This is a genomic window from Achromobacter animicus (assembly GCF_040775605.1).
Lineage (GTDB): Bacteria > Pseudomonadota > Gammaproteobacteria > Burkholderiales > Burkholderiaceae_B > Achromobacter > Achromobacter animicus.
In genome coordinates this window covers 5458625-5475638 of the sequence record NZ_JAYGJK010000001.1, presented here as the reverse complement: position 1 = coordinate 5475638, position 17014 = coordinate 5458625, and the positions used below count along the sequence as shown (strand labels likewise).

The window sequence follows — 17014 nt, the reverse complement described above, 5'->3', positions numbered from 1 at the left end:
CGTAGCGGCTAGCCGGCGTGCCGTTGGTCCAGCGGCTGCACCGCCAGCCGCAATCCCATTGCCTTCAGGATGGCCGTCAGACTGCTGAGTGCTGGGTTGCCGCTTGGGGACAATGTGCGATATAGCTGCGTCGGATTCAGGCTTGCCTGCGTGGCCACAGACTGAACGCCTCCGAAAGCCAGTGTGAGCTGGCGTAGTGCGATAAGCAGCTCGGCCTGATCGCCGTCCTCCAGCACGCTGTTGATCAGGTCTGCGGCCAGACCTGGATCATCGCGGTACAGCGCTGCCATCGCTTCGTCGTGGGGTCTGCTTCTCATGATCTTTGCTCCCAGTCTTTCCGGTAATTCGCGGCCCTGTCGATATCCGATGCCTGTGTTTTCTTGTCGCCGCCACAAAGCAGCAGTACGACGCGCTTGCCATATGGGGCGTAATACACGCGATAGCCGGGACCGGCGTCAATCCTCAATTCCCAGACGCCATCGCGGCAAAACCGGTGATCTCCAAAGTTGCCCGATTCAATTCGCGAGATGCGTCGTATGACGGCAACCTTGATCTGATTGTCTCGCAGGCCTTTCAACCAATCGAGATAGGGACTTGTGCGGCCATTCGCGGCCAAGTAGTGTTCGATTTCGTACATGCGGATATTCGTTTATAGACGAAATCGTGTCAAGCCGTCGAAAAGCCCGAAGGGCGGTCGCCATGAATCGTTTCGTCGCCGACGCTGGCGCAGCGTTCGGAGACGGATACTCCGGGAACGGTTGAAGGTTAACAACCGCCAACGGTGATAGTTTTGGCACCGTTGAGAACGGCGCGCGTTAGGGAGCGGTCCAATGACCAGCGCCTTAATGCAAGGACGGCGCCGCATCGCGCCCGGGGTTTACCTGGGCCGCTTGGACTTGCGCTGTCAAATGCTTCGCAAATAAAAAAGGGCGTCCCATTGGACGCCCATTTGGTCAGGAGTGGCCGGGGAGGTGAATCCCCGGCATGCCGATCAAGCCTCGATCCGCTCCACCTTCCCAACTAGCAGGATGTACGACAGCGCGCCCAGCAACGCCAGCGACGACACGTACACGATCGCCGGCGCAAAGCTGTCCTTGGACACCAGCAAGCCAATCACGATGGGCGTGCAGATCGACGACAGGTTGCCGACGAAGTTGAACACGCCGCCGGTCAGGCCCAGGAGCCGCACCGGAGCCAGCGCAGAAACCAGCGACCACGTGATCGACGCCAGACCGTTCCCAAAGAACGCCAAGGCCAGAAAGAAGATGACCCACGGCGTGGAGTCCGTGAAGTTCGCGCCGATCATGGACGTGGAGATCAACAGGCCCAGGATGATGGGCAGCTTGCGCGCCATGCCGACGGTGGCGCCGCGCCGGATCAGGAAGTCGGACAGCACGCCCGAGCACAGCACGCCGATGAAGGCCGCCAGGAACGGCACCGAGGCCAGGAAACCGGACTTGATGAAGTCCATGCCGCGGTACTTGACCAGATATGTGGGAAACCAGGTCAGGAAGAACCACAGCGTGGAGGTCAGGCAGAACTGGCCGAGGTACACGCCCCACAGCTTGCGCTTGCTCATGACCAGGCCCAGGTCGTTCCAGTTGAACGGGGCCTTCTTTTCACGCACGCGCGTGTCCAGGTCAACGACGCCGCCGCCTTTCTGGATCAGCTCGATTTCCGCTGCGTTGGCGCCCTTGAACTGGCGCGGTTCGCGGTAGATCATGAACCACAGCACGCCCCAGATGATGCCCAGGAGACCGGTGCTGACGAACACCATGTGCCAGCCGTAATGATGCTGCAGCCAGGCCAGCACCGGCGTCAGGAACGCCAGGCCGACGAACTGGCCCGACGTGTAGAAGCCGATGGCGGTGGCGCGTTCGCGTTCGGGGAACCACGTGGTGACGACGCGGTTGTTGATGGGATAGGCCGGGGCTTCCAACGCGCCCACGGCCAGGCGCAGGACGAACAGGATGACGAAGCTGCCGGCAAAGCCCATGAAGAACGTGGCCGCGGACCACAGGATCAGCGCGGCGGCATACAGCACGCGGGGGGACACGCGGTCCACCAGCCAGCCGCCGGGAATCTGCATGGCGGCGTAGGTCCAGCCGAAGGCCGACAGGATCAGGCCTTCATGCCAGGTGTCCAGGCCGAACTCGTCCTTCAGGGCGGGGGCGGCGATGGACAGGTTGCTGCGGTCCAGATAGTTGATGACGACGGTGATGAACAGCATCACCATGATGATGTAGCGGCTGCGGGTCGGGCGCTGAGCGCCTTGCAGGCCGGCTTGGGCGACGGTGGACAATGGAGTCTCCTCTCTCTTTTATCGGCTTACCACTCGGCGAAGCTGCCGTCGGCGTGACGCCAGATGGGGTTGCGCCAGCGGTGGCCCACTGCGGCCCGTTCCTTGACGTATTCCTCGTTCACTTCGATGCCCAGGCCCGGCCCTTGCGGGATCGCGACCATGCCGTCCTCGTACGCGAAGACCTCGCGGTTGCTGACGTAGTCGAGCAGGTCGTTGGCGGCGTTGTAGTGGATGCCCAGGCTCTGCTCCTGGATGAACGCGTTGTAGCAGCCGGCGTCGATCTGCAGGCAGGTGGCCAGCGCGATGGGGCCGAGCGGGCAGTGCAGCGCCAGCGCGACGTCATAGGCTTCTGCCATCGCGGCGATCTTGCGCGTTTCGGTGATGCCGCCTGCGTGCGACGGGTCGGGCTGGATGATGTCGACGTAGCCTTCGGACAGCACGCGCTTGAAGTCCCAGCGCGAGAACAGGCGCTCGCCCAGCGCGATGGGCGTGGACGTCAGCGGCGCCAGTTCCTTCAGCGCTTCGTAGTGTTCGCTCAGCACGGGCTCTTCGATGAACATGAGCTTGAACGGATCAAGTTCCTTCATCAGCACCTTGGCCATGGGCTTGTGGACGCGGCCATGGAAGTCCACGCCGATGCCCACGTTCGGGCCAACGGCGTCGCGCACGGCGGCCACGTTCTCCAGGCACTTCTCGACCTTGTCGAACGAGTCGATGTACTGCAGCTCTTCGGTGCCGTTCATCTTGACGGCGGTGAAGCCACGCTCGACGGCGCTCTTGGCGGCCGCGGCGGTGTCGGCGGGACGGTCGCCGCCGATCCACGAGTACACGCGGATGCGGTCGCGCACGTTGCCGCCCAGAAGTTGCGACACGGGCACGCCAAGGTGCTTGCCCTTGATGTCCCACAGTGCCTGGTCGATACCGGCCAGCGCGCTCATGTGGATGGCGCCGCCGCGGTAGAAGCCGCCGCGGTACAGGACCGTCCAGTGGTCTTCGATGTTGCGCGGATCCTTGCCGATCAGGTAATCGGACAGTTCTTCGACGGCGGCGGCAACCGAGTGCGCGCGGCCTTCGACGACGGGTTCACCCCAGCCGACGATGCCTTCGTCCGTTTCAATCTTCAGGAAGCACCACCGGGGCGGCACGATGTAGGTGGTGAGCTTGGTGATCTTCATGCTTGTGTCTCCTGGGCAGGATAGGCGCGTTGCCAGGCCGCGACGAAAGCGCGCGCGTTCTGGCCGGTTGCTTCGGCCGACAGGCCGGGTTTGTACAAGGCGGAGCCCAGGCCGAAGCCGCTGGCGCCCGCCTGGGCGTAATTCGAAAGGTTGTCGGGCGTGATGCCGCCCACGGGAACCAGCGCGATCGGCGGGCGCATCACGGCGCGCCAGGCCTTGAGCACGGCCGGGCCAAGCTGCTCGGCCGGGAACATCTTCAGCACGTCGGCGCCCGCTGCCAGCGCCGCAAAGGCCTCGGTGGGCGTGGCGACGCCGGGGCAGGACGCCATGCCCAGCTTCTTGGCCTGGCGGATGACGGCCGGATCGCTGTGCGGCATGACGATGAGTTCGCCGCCGGCCTGCTGGATGCGCGCGCAGTCGTCGGGATTGAGGACGGTGCCGGCGCCGATGAGGCAGTCGGTGGGCAGCGCGGCGCGCATGGCGCGGATGCTGTCCAGCGGATCCGGCGAATTCAGCGGCACTTCGATCAGGCGGAAGCCCGCGTCGTACAGCGCTTGCCCGACGGGTTCGGCTTCGGCGGGCGTGATGCCGCGCAGGATGGCGATCAGGCCGCAGTGGGCCATGGCGGTTTGCAGACCGGGATGGTTCATCGAAGGTTCCTAGGCGGGGATCGGGGTGGAGGGGGACACAAGCCCGGCGCAGATGGCCAGGTGCCACAGGCCGCGCTCGGTGGCGTTCTGCGCTTGCTCGGGTGCGCCCAGGCCGTAATGCTGCATGGCCAGGAGGTAGCGCTTGCACAGCGCGGGCTCGCCGCACAGCACGATGTGGGGCAGTTCGCCCTGTTGGCGCAGCATCTCGGCCAGCGCGGCGACTTCATGGCCGATCAAGAGGCCCGACAGATAGTCGGCCTGCGACTCAGGCGCGAGTTCGCCGGTCAGGCCCAGCGCGCGCGTGCTGAAGATGGTGGACATCACGCCCGCCCGGCCAGCCGGCGCGCCTGCAACTTTCACGCCACGCTCGAAGGCGGCCATGTCGGCGTTGGGGGCGTCGGCCATCGTGCGGCCCAGAATGGTGTGGCCGCGCAGCGCCGCGTAGACCTCGCCGGTCATGAAGGTGTCGAAGTGCGTGACGCGGCCTCGGCGCGCGTTGACCCATTTGGAGTGCGTGCCGGGCAATCCGATGAGCACGCTGTCGGCATTGGCACTGGCTTCGTCGGCCATCACGCCGAAGACCTGCGTCTCTTCGCCTCGCATCACGTTGGGCAGGCCGTGGCGCTGGATGAGACCGGGCACGATGTGCACGGGCGTGCCGCCGGGGCGTTCCACCACGGTCAGCAAGGTGCCGATGCGCTCCAGGTCGACGGGCACGTCCAGGTAGGCGGCTTCCTTCCAGCCCTGCGCGCTGCCGACCATGCCGCAGGCAATGACGGGCAGGGCGGGCTCGGCGCGCAGCCAGTCGCCGCATGCCTGATCAAAAGCCAGTTCAAAGCCGGACAGTGTGGTGGTGGCGGCGCCGTCCTGCAGCGGTTGCGGCAGGCGCATGATGCCCCAGGGCAGATGGCGCGTATCGAGCGTACGGCCCGTGGCATCCAGGCGATAGGCGCGAAGTGAAGAGGTTCCCCAATCCAGCGCGATGAGAGCCGCACGGGCGGGCGATCCGGTATTCATCAGAGTCTGTCTCGTCTCTGGCCGCGCATCCGGCTGCCGTCGTTGCGCCGTCATGCGCGCGGGACTGGGCGGAGTGGTCGCGGACCTTGTTGTCTGAAATCTGCCGTGCGCGCGCGGGAGGCGCGCGGTGCACGATGGCAAAAATTCTAGTTCAGCGCTTGAAAAATCTCAAAATATAGAATTAAATCCCACATACAGGGAATTTGGTGTGCGTTTCGATTAGGCTTTTAGTTGAGCCTTCGAAGTGTTTTGTTCGCTCGGCGAAGCGCCGTGCATATCCCTATCACCCACGCATCCGTGCCGCGGCGCCCGGTATGCTTGCCGATCTTTCCCATCGCGCCGCAACTTTGCCTTTGCCACATGACCGCCATCACACTGCCCCCCGAGCAACCTGCCACGCTTGACCCCGATGCCGCCGCGCCCGCCGGCACGCAGACGCTGATGCGCGGTCTTGCCGTGGTGCAGGCGGTGGCCGATGGCGCGCGCGACCTGAAGGAAATCTGCGCGCGCATCGGCGTGGCGCGCAGCACGACGCACCGGCTTGCAAGCTGTCTGGTGCAAGAGCGCTACCTGCGCGCACTGCCGGGCGTGGGCTACGTGCTGGGTCCAAAGCTGATCGAGCTGGGCTTTCAGGCGCGCGAGGCGTTTCCGCTGGCGACGCTGGCGCGGCCCTATCTGGACAGCCTGGCCGACATGACCGGCGACACGATCCACCTGGCCGTGCGCGACAACAACGACGTGCTGTACCTGGAGAAGATTCCGGGCAAAAAGGGATTGGAAATGCGATCGCGGGTCGGCCACCGGATGCCGCTCGCCGCGACCGGTGTGGGCAAGGCATTGCTGCTGGACGCGGATGAGCCGCAGTGGAAGGCGCTGCATCGCGTCGGCGCACCGGTGTCGTCGCGCGCGCCCGGCGGACAGCAGGGATGGGAGGCGTTCCGTGATCGCATGCGCGATTACGCGTCGCAGGGTTATGCGTTCGACCTGGAAGACAACGAGCCTTCGATCCGCTGCGTGGCAGCGCCCGTGCGCGACGCCTCCAGCGGCATCGTCGCCGCCATCAGTGTGTCGAGCACCGTGCCTTATATGTCGCTGGAGCGCATGCGCGAGATGGTGCCGGTGGTGCAGGGCGCGGCTGCGGGGATTTCGGCCGAGATGGGATGGAAGGTTGAGCGGGGCTGAGGGCTACTCAGGCAGATGGTCCCGGACCGCGTGGCCATCGACGCGTGCGTTCGAGCCACTGGCGATCAGTCGGGCGCCACACGCAGTCTTCATGCCGTGCAGCGCCACCGGGATGCCATTGACCTTGTATGTCGGGCTGCCCTCGACGATGGGAAAAACGCCCTCGCATTTTGGGCATGAAACCTGATGGCCGACGCCGGCCATGGGTCTGCCATTGAGGTTGGTGTGCGGGAAACCCTCGAGCACCAATCCACCGTGGTCTGTGGTATCGGCTTTGCGGATGATTTCTGGCATGTGGTTGTTGCCTCCGCTATAGCGCTTTGACCAGACGCCAGGTGACTATTTGGCCGTTCACTTCCGGCAAGAGGCCGTTGTGCATGAAGGTCTGCCTGCCTTGAGAAGGATCCTCCTCGCAGATCCAGATGCCAGGCCATGGACAAGGTGTGCCCGAGGGCATACGGAGGAAGTGACGCTCGTCTGATTTGACATTGCCCGCCTCGTCGATTACGGCCTTGATTTCCTGCGGCGTATCGAAGCGGCGCAGCCAGAGGTTGCTGGTCAGCGGATTGAAGCGAACCTCGCCGGCGATGGAGCCGTAGTGGAGTGATCCGATGTCCTGCACGCGCAATGAGCGGATGGCGTTGTTGACCTTCACGTACAGTTCGGGGGTCGGGTCTGTCTCGGCTTTGCCGAGTGCTGGCCAATCACCGGCGCGGATGGCGGTGCCCCATTCGTAGGGGAGAAGGGCGATGCGTTCGTCGTTGAGCTTGGTCTTCAGTTCTTCCGGCGTGCCCAGCGTGGCAATCCAGTGGTGGGCGAGGAAGGTGTACCAGTTGAGATTGGAATAGCCGTCGCGCCATGCTTCGTTTCCCGTGGGGGTGCAGAGGTCAACGCCTCTGTACGCCCAGGCTGTTTCGTACTCGATGGTCTGGTAGTCCCCCCAGTTGTGGCATTCCTGAATACCTAGTCCGGCAGCGCCGTGGAGTGGGCGGAGCAACGAGCAGCATTTCAGCAAGAAGCCCTCAAACCGGGCTTTCCCGTCACCATGGATTTCTTCCACAGGCAGGTAGAACCGGACAGTGGTAAATGTTTTGTGAATCTGTTCGAACCAGCCTTCTGGAGAAAAGACGCCAAACATGTAATCACTGGCATGCCCCAGACTTAGTTGAGACATGCACTTGAACTCGACGGCGTTCATTGGGGAGGTCTTCAAAACGTAGTCCCGATAGGCGTCAAAGTTCATCTTGGAGAAGGGGCGAATTATCATCCGCTTGTCTTCTCTGTATCCCCCCTTCAACTTATCGCCATAGAGGTCGTGGAAAAGGGAGAAAGCGTCCGCAATGCCTTTGCGACGAACTGGGATATACGCGTCGATAAGATGAAAGACCGCAACAATTCCCACCTGCTGCACTGGAAGGGTTTTGTCGTCTTCATCCATGAAGGTGAAGAACCAGCGCTCGGCGTCGAACGCGCTAAAGAAATCGGTCATTGTTTTGTCTCCGGCGCATCGGGCCAGAACAGATACAGTTGCTCCGTGCGCGGTTGATGACGTTGGCTGGCCTCCCACACTTGGTAGGCCTTCCATTGGCGTTGAAGTTCAGGAGACAGTACAGGCTCGGAGCTCCCGTCATCCGACTTCGCATAGGCCACTGTCGCTCCTGCCGTTCCCGTCCCGCCTGTGAAACGCGCCCAGGAAAGAAGGCGGCCGTAATGCACGACTCGAGGTCCGGCGCGCGCCGCCAAGGTTGTTCCGGATACTGCGGCGCTGCCTCCAGCAACGGTGGCCATGCCAGCGCCGATGCCCGTGGCGCCTACGATGACGAACGGTCCCACAAGCGACATTTCAATCTGTCCGCGAGCCCGTGCCGCCTGTGCGGCTGCCTCTCGCATGCCTGGACTGGCGCTTATAACAGGGGTTCCAGGCGGAGGCGGCCTGACTTCAAGAACCTGCCGGGCCGCCTGATGCTCGGCGTCAATCAGGCCAACGACCAAACCGTGCGGATCGGCCGAAGCTCGCAGGGGAAGGGACATGACCTGCGATACAGGTTTGTAGACGGGTTCTTGCTGCGCAGCGGTCATCCACTCGCGACGCTGACGCCTGTCCGCTCTGTCACAACGGTCATTGTTCAGCAATCGAAACTTGAGTCTGTCGCCCGCGATTCTCTCGTAGGCCTTCTGCTGTCTATCCGAAAGCGCGTCGCCGCCAAACTTCATTTCAATTACGCTGGTGAGATTAGGTTGGCTGTATTGCGGCGCTCCCCCCATCGTGTGATCGGTGACTCTCACAACATCGGGAATTCGCAAGTTCCCCAAATTCTCCGACTCGACATCCTGCCAAATCCCTTTTTCGACGTTTGAAGGTGAAGGCACCGGAACCATCTCCTCCAACTCATGCAGACTCAACAGGTCCACCACCACCTCAACACTGCTGAACTGAGGAAACTGCCGGCTGCTGATCCGCTTGTATTGAGACAACGGAAAAGAACTCGGCCGATGCGGATGTTTCCTGCTCATGATCGGCGCCGGTGGCGTCTTCGTCATGTCGTAGCCGACTTCGGCGCAGTAAGGCCAGCGATACTCAAAGAGCTCGTTGTCCGCCCGGATCATCAGTGCCACCGTGCGTTGATACATGGGCGCTTCGTCGCTGGCACGCCGGTACGGATTAGCGCTGGCATAGCGCGCCTTCTCGCACAGGTACCAAAGGTCAAGCGGGTTGGTCACGGGCAGCACCTGGCCCGATGCGTCAGGTTTGGTCGAGCCTCGGGTGCTGCCCCCGGGATTCTTCGGCCCGGTACGTACATGCTGGGTGGGCATGGTTAAGCCTTTCTCCTTGATGGAGTTGTGGATGAGTTTGGCAGGGCTATGCTTGTCGGTACGCTGACGCACAGACGAGAAGCTGACCCGCTAAAACGCTTTGACCAGACGCCAGGTATCTACCTGCCCGTTCACTTCCGGCAAGAGGTCGTTGTGCATGAACGTCTTCCTTCCCTGTGACGGATCCTCCTCGCAGATCCAGATGCCAGGCCATGGACAAGGTGTGCCCGAGGGCATGCGGAGGAAGTGACGTTCGTCTGCTTCGACGTTGCCCGCCTCGTCGATTACGGCCTTGATTTCCTGCGGCGTATCGAAGCGGCGCAGCCAGAGATTGCTGGTCAGCGGGTTGAAGCGAACCTCGCCGGCGATGGAGCCGTAGTGGAGTGATCCGATGTCTTGCACCCGCAATGAGCGGATGGCGTTGTTGACCTTTACGTAGAGTTCGGGAGTCGGGTCTGTCTCGGCTTTGCCGAGTGCTGGCCAATCACCAGCGCGGATGGCGGTGCCCCATTCGTAGGGGAGTAGGGCGATGCGTTCGTCGTTGAGCTTGGTCTTCAGTTCTTCCGGCGTGCCCAACGTGGCAATCCAGTGGTGGGCGAGGAAGGTGTACCAGTTGAGATTCTGGTAGCCCTGGCGCAAGTTTTTCTCTCCGGTCGGTCCGCAGACGTCTACCCCTCGGTATGCCCAGGCCGTTTCGTGTTCAAGGGTCTGGTAGTCCTCCCAATCGTGGCATTCCTGAATCCCGAGTCCGGCCGCGCCATGAAGAGGACGAAGCAATGCGCAGCACTGCAACAAGAAAGCCTCGAATCGTGCTTTTCCTTCTCCCGCAAGCTCTTCTACGGGCAAATACGCCCTTACCGTGGTGAGAGGTTTGTGAACTTGCTCATACCATCCGGCAGGAGAATAGACCCCAAACATATAGTCACTGACATGGCCGAGACTTAACTTGGACATACATTTGAACTCGACGACTCCCATGGGACTCGTGTCCACGATGTAGTCTCGATAGGCCTCAAAGTCCATTTTGGCGAAGGGCCGGACGATCATGCGCTTATCTTCGCGATAACCGCCCTTGAGTTTGTCGCCATAAAGCCCGTAGTAGAGCGAGAATGCCTCCGCGATGCCTTTGCGGCGAACCGGTAGATAGGCGTCAACGAGATGGAAGATGGCAACGATGCCGACTTGTTGGACCAGTAGTGTGTTGTCGTCCTCATCCGCAAAGGTGAAGTACCAGCGTTCGGCATCGAACTCTTTGAAGAAATCGGTCATTTTTTTGTCTCCGGGGCGTCGGGCCAGAACAGATACAGCTGTTCAGTGCGCGGCTGGTATCTTTGGCTGGCTTCCCATTCCTGATAGGCCTGCCATTGGCGTTGAACTTCGGGAGTCAGTACTGGCGCTGAGCTTCCGTCTCCAGATCGTGCGTAGGCCATAGTGGCTCCAGCTGAACCAGTTCCTCCGATGAGACGGCCCCAGCCGACAAGGCGGCCGTAGTGAACCATTCTTGGGCCGGCGCTTGCAGTCAGCGTTGAACTGGGAATCGCTGCACTGCCTCCAGCAACCGTTGCCATGCCGGCGCTGATAGCTGCCGCGCCTACAAATAAGAACGGGGCGGCAAGCGATATTTCGATTTGCGCTCGCGCCTGAGCGGCCCGCCGATTGGCCTCTCGAATGTCGGGGCCGGCGCTCATCACAGGGGTTCCCGGAGGCGGCGGACCGACTTCAAGGATGTGCCGTGCAGCTTGGTGTTCGGCATCAATCAGCCCAACGACCAACCCGTGAGGATCCGCCGAAGCTCTCAATGGGAGCGACATGACCTGTGATACGGGCTTGTAGACCGGTTCGTTCTGGGCAGCGGTCATCCATTCGCGACGCTGGCGCTTGTCGGCTCTGTTGCATCGATCCGTATGAAGCAAGCGGAACTTATCGCTGGTGCCAGCAATATCTCGGTATGCTCTTCTTTGGTCATCAGAGAGCGAGTCGTTCCCAAACTTCATTTCGATCACACCGGCCAGATTCGGCTGACTATATTGAGGCGCACCTCCCATCGTGTGGTTGACGACCCGAACAACGTCGGGAATACGCATCGGGCTTGTCGGTGGTTTCTGAATATCCTGCCAAATTCCGTTTTCGACAGCTGGAGGTAACGGCACCGGAATTATTTGCTCTAGCTCCTCCAGCCCCAACAGGTCCACCACCACCTCAACACTGCTGTACTGAGGAAACTGCCGGCTGCTGATCCGCTTGTATTGAGACAACGGAAAAGAACTCGGCCGATGCGGATGCTTCCTGCTCATGATCGGCGCCGGTGGCGTCTTCGTCATGTCGTAGCCGACTTCGGCGCAGTAAGGCCAGCGATACTCAAAGAGCTCGTTATCCGCCCGGATCATCAGTGCCACCGTGCGTTGATACATGGGCGCTTCGTCGCTGGCACGCCGGTACGGATTAGCGCTGGCATAGCGCGCCTTCTCGCACAGGTACCAAAGGTCAAGCGGGTTGGTCACGGGCAGCACCTGGCCCGATGCGTCAGGTTTGGTCGAGCCTCGGGTGCTGCCCCCGGGATTCTTCGGCCCGGTACGTACATGCTGGGTGGGCATGGTTAAGCCTTTCTCCTTGATGGAGTTGTGGATGAGTTTGGCAGGGCTATGCTTGTCGGTACGCTGACGCACAGACGAGAAGCTGACCCGCTAAAACGCTTTGACCAGACGCCAGGTATCTACCTGCCCGTTCACTTCCGGCAAGAGGTCGTTGTGCATGAACGTCTTCCTTCCCTGTGACGGATCCTCCTCGCAGATCCAGATGCCAGGCCATGGACAAGGTGTGCCCGAGGGCATGCGGAGGAAGTGACGTTCGTCTGCTTCGACGTTGCCCGCCTCGTCGATTACGGCCTTGATTTCCTGCGGCGTATCGAAGCGGCGCAGCCAGAGATTGCTGGTCAGCGGATTGAAGCGAACCTCGCCGGCGATGGAACCGTAGTGGAGCGAGCCGATGTCCTGCACGCGCAATGAACGGATGGCGTTGTTGACCTTTACGTAGAGTTCGGGAGTGGGGTCTGTCTCGGCTTTGCCGAGTGCTGGCCAATCACCGGCGCGGATGGCGGTGCCCCATTCGTAGGGGAGGAGCTCGATGCGATCGTCATTGAGCTTGCTCTTCAACTCCTCGGGTGTGCCCAAGGTGGCGATCCAGTGATGGGCCAGGAAGGTGTACCAGTTGAGATTCTTGTAGCCCTCGCGCAGGTTTTTCTTACCAGTCGGTCCGCAAACATCTACCGCTCTGTATGCCCAAGCTGTCTCGTGTCCCAGGGTCTGGTAGTCCTCCCAATCATGGCATTCCTGAATCCCAAGCCCGGCCGCGCCATGGAGAGGACGAAGCAACGCGCAACACTTCAACAGGAAACTCTCGAACCGAGCTCTCCCTTCCGCCGCGAGCTCTACTACAGGTAGGTAAAACCGTACCGTGGTAAGGGATTTATGAACTTGTTCATACCAGCCGGCCGGAGAGAAAACACCAAACATGTAGTCACTTGCATGCCCCAAGCTAAGCCGGGACATGCAATCGAACTCAACGGTGTCCATCGGGCTTGTATCGACGATGTAGTCTCGATAAGCGTCAAAACCCATCTTGGAGAAGGGGCGAACGATCATGCGCTTGTCTGCACGATATCCGCCCTTGAGATTTTGGCCATAAAGTTCATGGTAGAGAGCGAACGCCTCTGCGATGCCCTTGCGGCGAACCGGCAGATAGGCGTCAACAAGATGAAAGATGGCAACGATTCCCACTTGTTGGACGATGAGCGTGTTGTCCTCCTCATCGCCAAAAGTGAAATACCAGCGTTCGGCATCGAACTCTTTGAAGAAATCGCTCATTGTGTTGGCTCCGGCAAATCGGCCCAGAACAGATACAGCTGTTCCGTGCGTGGTTGATCGCGTTGGCTGGCGTCCCACTGCTGGTAGGCTTTCCATTGCCGTTGACGTTCCGGAGATGGCGCGGGCGCGGAGCTTCCGTCTTCTGATTGGGCATAGGCCACAGTCGCTCCTGCTGCGCCGGTTCCTCCGGTGATACGGCCCCACGTAATAAGGCGGTCGTATTGCACGACGCGTGAGCCGGCGCGAGCGGTTAGCGCCGAACCCGCGATGGCGGAACTGCCCCTTGCGATGGCGGTCATGCCGGCGCCGACACCAGCAGCGCCCATAAGAACGAAGGGGCCAGCAAGCGAAATTTCAATTTGTGCGCGCACCTGTGCAGCGTGCCCGTCAGCCTCTCGCATCTCTGGGCCGGCGCTTATTACGGGGGTGCCTCGCGGTGGCTTAACCTCCAGCACTTGCCGGGCGGCCTGATGCTCCGCATCGATCAAGCCGACAACGAGGCTGTGTGGATCCGCCGAAGCGCGCAAGGGGAGAGACATGACCTGCGACACGGGCTTATAGACGGGCTCGTGCTGCGCCGCGCTCATCCAATCGCGACGCTGACGCCTGTCGGCTTTGTTGCACCTGTCGGTTTGGAGAAGGCGAAATTTTTCGCTATGGCCCGCGATGTACTCATAAGCGAACTTCTGTTCTTTCGTAAGCGAGTCCGCTCCAAACTTCATTTCAATAACGCTGGCCAGATTCGCCTGGCTGTATTGAGGCGCTCCCCCCAACGTATGGTTGTTGACCCTAACGACATCCGGAATTCGCAACGGGCTTTTCTGCATTACCTGAATATCCTGCCAAATCCCGTTCTCGACATCTGGCGGTAACGGCACGGGAATCATCTCCTCAACCTCGTCCAGCCCCAACAGGTCCACCACGACCTCAACGCTGCTGTACTGCGGAAATTGCCGGCTGCTGATCCGCTTGTATTGAGACAACGGAAAGGAACTCGGCCGATGCGGATGTTGCCTGCTCATGATCGGCGCCGGCGGCGTCTTCGTCATGTCGTAGCCGACTTCGGCGCAGTACGGCCAGCGATACTCAAAGAGCTCGTTATCCGCCCGGATCATCAGGGCCACCGTGCGTTGATACATGGGCGCGCCATCGCCTGAGCGCCTGTACGGATTAGCGCTGGCATAGCGCGCCTTCTCGCACAGATACCAAAGGTCGAGAGGATTAGTTACGGGCAACACCTGACCCGAAGCGTCAGCTCTGGTGGATCCTCTGGTGCTACCCCCGGGATTCTTCGGCCCGGGTCGTGCAGTTTGGTTGGCCATGATTCAGCCTGGCTCCTAGTTGGGATTGCGAAGAAAATCCAGCGAATAGCTGCCACCGCCATCCCAATAGCTGGCGTCCAGATGCAAGAGATCGTCAGGGTCCGGTATTGCCGAAGCCTCCAGAAGTTCTCTTGCGTCGCTGGTGATGACCTGCGTACGGCCTTGCGCGTCGGTCCGTCCACGCACGATGTCGCCGCTGGCGCGGACGATCTCGTACGCGTGATCCGGTAGAGCTTTGTTCGTGCTGGCGTCGCGCAGCACGAAGAACTCTTCGAACTGCCCGGGCCGGCCCGAGAATTGGCCCAGCGTGGGCACCATCGTTCCCGGCCCGGTCAAGTTATGGTCCGTTGCCTTGACGGTGAAGACGCCGGGCATGCCCATCTCGATGTTGCCGCCCGCCATCTTGATATAGGCGCCGCCGCACAACAGGGTGATGTGTTCTTCGGCGGACACCGTGACATGGTTGTTGTTGGCGCGAACCTCCACGCTCTTGTCGGCATCGATACGGATGGCGTTGTGTTGCGCCTGCAAGAGCAGCTGGCCGGTATGCGCGATGTGGCGCATGTCTCCGCGTTGCGCGAACGTGCCCAGGCCATTGCCGGCGTTGACGACCACGCGTTCACCGGCTGTCAGTTGCAGGTTTGCGTGGGCGACGGCATCCAGATGCTCGCCCGCGCCCAACGCGATGGAGAGGGGCGTTCCGGCCGCGATGCCGGCGGGGGCGGAGAGCGCCATGACAGGCGCCGCGCCTTCGCCTGTGCCCCGGGTCTGGTCGTTGGCGCCATGGCCCAGATCTCGCACCAATGCGGTCAGGTCCCGGCGGGGCTCGGCGTCGTGCGGGGCTCCTTGATGTTCACTGGCGTAGTTGCCCAGGCTGCGGGCAAGTTGTAGAGCTGCCTCCAGGACGGCCACGATTTCGTCGCGGTCGAGTTGGCCGCCCTGGGCGTTGGCTTGCGCTTCCGTGGTCAACAGCAGGCCTTGCGCTGCGCGCAGCGTCCCGTGCAAGTCGGTGCGCAGTTCGAAGCCTTCGCCGCGCGGCGCGCCGCCACTCGGACGCGGATGGGTGAGGTAACCCAGGTGCAGGTGGCTTGCGCCATGATCGTTCATCAGGGCGGCGCTGATTTGGGATGGCGTGTCATCCAGGCGCAGTTCGCTGGCCCGCTTGCCCGTGTGCTCCTTGCTCTTGACGGTTGCGAGGTCTTTGAACTTGGGAAGTTCGTAGGGCGGCAACTGCAGGCGGTTGTAGACGCGGCCGGTGATCACGGGCTGGTCCGGATCGCCGTCGAAGTACGAGACGATGACTTCCTGGCCGACGCGTGGAATGGCCATGTGCCCCCAGGTGGCGCCGGCGATGTTCTGGGAGACACGAATCCAGCAGGAGCTGAACCCATCATGTTTGCCCACGCGGTCCCAGGGAAACTGGACCTTCACGCGTCCATATTCGTCGGTATGGATTTCTTCGTTGGGTGGACCGACCACCACGGCGTTCTGCGGGCCATCGATGCGAGGCCGGGGCAGCGGCTCGGCGCGCCATTCGGCATCGTCCGGCACCAGTTCGGCTTCGTAGCGGTAATGCGTACCCGACTGCGCCTCAGCGCTTTCCTCGGCCTGGCTGGTGTGCTGCCTGCCCCGGTGGACGATGCGTACGGGGCGCCAGCCGCGATTCATGTCTTCGCGTGGATGACCGGCCAGCGTGAATGAAATGCCCGGCTGCAAGCGGGGATCGTCGCCTTCGACCAGCGCAATGCGCGCATCACGGCGATGGCCGCGCAGGCGGTTCTCGGCAAAGGGCTTGCCGGCTTCGTCGAACTTGGCGCGCGCCGGATAGTCGTAGCGCTCGTAGCGGCGGCCCTGGTGGTTTAGGTCTTGCCCGTCGCGGCTGTGCTGGTGCGCGTATTGCGGATGGTGGAAGGTGTAGTCGCGCTGCGTCTGGCGCGCGGTGCGCACGTTTTCGGTGTACGCGAAGCGGCACAGAGCGGGCTGCGGCTGATCCCCGCCGGGTGTGGGGTTGTACTGGACCGGTTCATCGCCCACGCGGCCATGGATGAACAGGCGGTCGCTGTGGACCAGGCGATGGCCTTCGGGGCTGTGGCGGAAGGAATAGAAGAAGCCTTCCTCGCGCATGATGCGCTCGACGAAGTGGTAGTCGGTGTCGCCGGCCTGCACGCAGTATTCGCGGGCCTGGTGCTCGGTGGTGTTGCGCTGCTCGTAGTCTTGAGTCAGACCATGCGCTTTGAGCACCGTTTCGGCGATCTGCGGGACCGTGACGGCCTGAAAGATGCGCCAGTCGGCACTGAGTTTCAGGCGCGCCAGCCGCGGCTCGACGACTGCGCGATAGCGGGTGCGGCGAAAGCCTGTGTCGCCCTGGACAAATGAAGACACGGCGCCATGCACGTACCGCGCCGGGGTGTCGCCATGCCAGAGAGTGAGCAGCGCGGCGCGATCCAGCACCTGGGCGAAGTCGATGGCGGCGTTGCTGCTGGCCAGTTCCACTTCAAGCAGGAAGGTCTCGGACAGGCCTTCTTGCAGGGTGAATTCGACGACCTCAAAAGATTCGTCGCCGACGGAGAACGTGAAGCGAAGATCGGATTGGATAGGTATGACGTGCTCCCGCAACGACAGACCTTTCCCTGCAACGGTGAGCGTCAGGTCCGCCTATAGGCAAGCGTCCGCCGCAATCGGAGAATTG

At 61.8% G+C, this 17014-nt stretch carries 15 protein-coding genes; 1 reads left to right on the top strand and 14 read right to left on the bottom strand.

The window, feature by feature from the left end:
* Positions 1 to 8: 8 nt before the first annotated feature.
* The 6 genes from AB3147_RS25020 to AB3147_RS24995 form a co-directional block, all read right to left on the bottom strand.
* Entirely contained in the window at positions 9 to 317 is a 309-nt protein-coding gene (locus tag AB3147_RS25020) for a helix-turn-helix domain-containing transcriptional regulator (RefSeq protein WP_056559457.1), read from the bottom strand.
* On the bottom strand, positions 314 to 637 hold the full coding sequence (locus tag AB3147_RS25015) for a type II toxin-antitoxin system RelE/ParE family toxin (RefSeq protein ID WP_367353268.1): 324 nt from the start codon (positions 635 to 637) through the stop codon (positions 314 to 316). Before AB3147_RS25015 ends, AB3147_RS25020 begins: the two co-directional genes overlap by 4 nt.
* A gap of 354 nt (positions 638 to 991) precedes the next feature.
* Positions 992 to 2302 (bottom strand): MFS transporter, encoded by a 1311-nt coding sequence (locus AB3147_RS25010; RefSeq protein WP_239211204.1) that lies wholly within the window; start codon positions 2300 to 2302, stop codon positions 992 to 994.
* 26 nt (positions 2303 to 2328) lie between these two features.
* Entirely contained in the window at positions 2329 to 3477 is a 1149-nt protein-coding gene (dgoD, locus tag AB3147_RS25005) for a galactonate dehydratase (RefSeq protein WP_056559450.1), read from the bottom strand.
* The gene (locus AB3147_RS25000; RefSeq protein WP_056324859.1) at positions 3474 to 4127 is read right to left on the bottom strand and encodes a 2-dehydro-3-deoxy-6-phosphogalactonate aldolase; all 654 of its coding nucleotides are present in this window, start codon (positions 4125 to 4127) and stop codon (positions 3474 to 3476) included. The genes dgoD and AB3147_RS25000 overlap by 4 nt, the downstream gene beginning before the upstream one ends.
* A 9-nt stretch (positions 4128 to 4136) precedes the next feature.
* A complete protein-coding gene (locus AB3147_RS24995) occupies positions 4137 to 5144 on the bottom strand; it encodes a 2-dehydro-3-deoxygalactonokinase (RefSeq protein WP_367353267.1) in 1008 nt (335 codons plus the stop codon).
* Positions 5145 to 5504: 360 nt separating this feature from the next.
* On the opposite strand from AB3147_RS24995, the gene AB3147_RS24990 reads away from it, so the two are divergent.
* Entirely contained in the window at positions 5505 to 6326 is an 822-nt protein-coding gene (locus AB3147_RS24990) for an IclR family transcriptional regulator (protein WP_175122348.1), read from the top strand.
* 3 nt (positions 6327 to 6329) lie between these two features.
* Here the strand turns inward: AB3147_RS24990 and AB3147_RS24985 are convergent, their stop codons facing one another.
* The 8 genes from AB3147_RS24985 to AB3147_RS24950 form a co-directional block, all read right to left on the bottom strand.
* Positions 6330 to 6620 (bottom strand): PAAR domain-containing protein, encoded by a 291-nt coding sequence (locus tag AB3147_RS24985; RefSeq protein ID WP_367353266.1) that lies wholly within the window; start codon positions 6618 to 6620, stop codon positions 6330 to 6332.
* Positions 6621 to 6636: 16 nt separating this feature from the next.
* On the bottom strand, positions 6637 to 7815 hold the full coding sequence (locus AB3147_RS24980) for a type VI immunity family protein (protein ID WP_367353265.1): 1179 nt from the start codon (positions 7813 to 7815) through the stop codon (positions 6637 to 6639).
* Positions 7812 to 9140: a VRR-NUC domain-containing protein gene (locus AB3147_RS24975; protein WP_367353264.1), complete on the bottom strand. Its 1329-nt coding sequence runs from the start codon at positions 9138 to 9140 to the stop codon at positions 7812 to 7814. The genes AB3147_RS24980 and AB3147_RS24975 overlap by 4 nt, the downstream gene beginning before the upstream one ends.
* 90 nt (positions 9141 to 9230) lie before the next feature.
* Positions 9231 to 10409, bottom strand: a complete 1179-nt coding sequence (locus AB3147_RS24970; protein WP_367353263.1) for a type VI immunity family protein — start codon at positions 10407 to 10409, stop codon at positions 9231 to 9233.
* Positions 10406 to 11641 (bottom strand): VRR-NUC domain-containing protein, encoded by a 1236-nt coding sequence (locus AB3147_RS24965; RefSeq protein ID WP_367353262.1) that lies wholly within the window; start codon positions 11639 to 11641, stop codon positions 10406 to 10408. Before AB3147_RS24965 ends, AB3147_RS24970 begins: the two co-directional genes overlap by 4 nt.
* Before the next feature lie 183 nt (positions 11642 to 11824).
* Positions 11825 to 13003: a type VI immunity family protein gene (locus tag AB3147_RS24960; protein WP_367353261.1), complete on the bottom strand. Its 1179-nt coding sequence runs from the start codon at positions 13001 to 13003 to the stop codon at positions 11825 to 11827.
* Positions 13000 to 14142: a hypothetical protein gene (locus AB3147_RS24955; RefSeq protein ID WP_367353260.1), complete on the bottom strand. Its 1143-nt coding sequence runs from the start codon at positions 14140 to 14142 to the stop codon at positions 13000 to 13002. The genes AB3147_RS24960 and AB3147_RS24955 overlap by 4 nt, the downstream gene beginning before the upstream one ends.
* 198 nt (positions 14143 to 14340) lie before the next feature.
* Positions 14341 to 16941, bottom strand: a complete 2601-nt coding sequence (locus AB3147_RS24950) for a type VI secretion system Vgr family protein (RefSeq protein ID WP_367353259.1) — start codon at positions 16939 to 16941, stop codon at positions 14341 to 14343.
* Between the last annotated feature and the right edge of the window lie 73 nt (positions 16942 to 17014).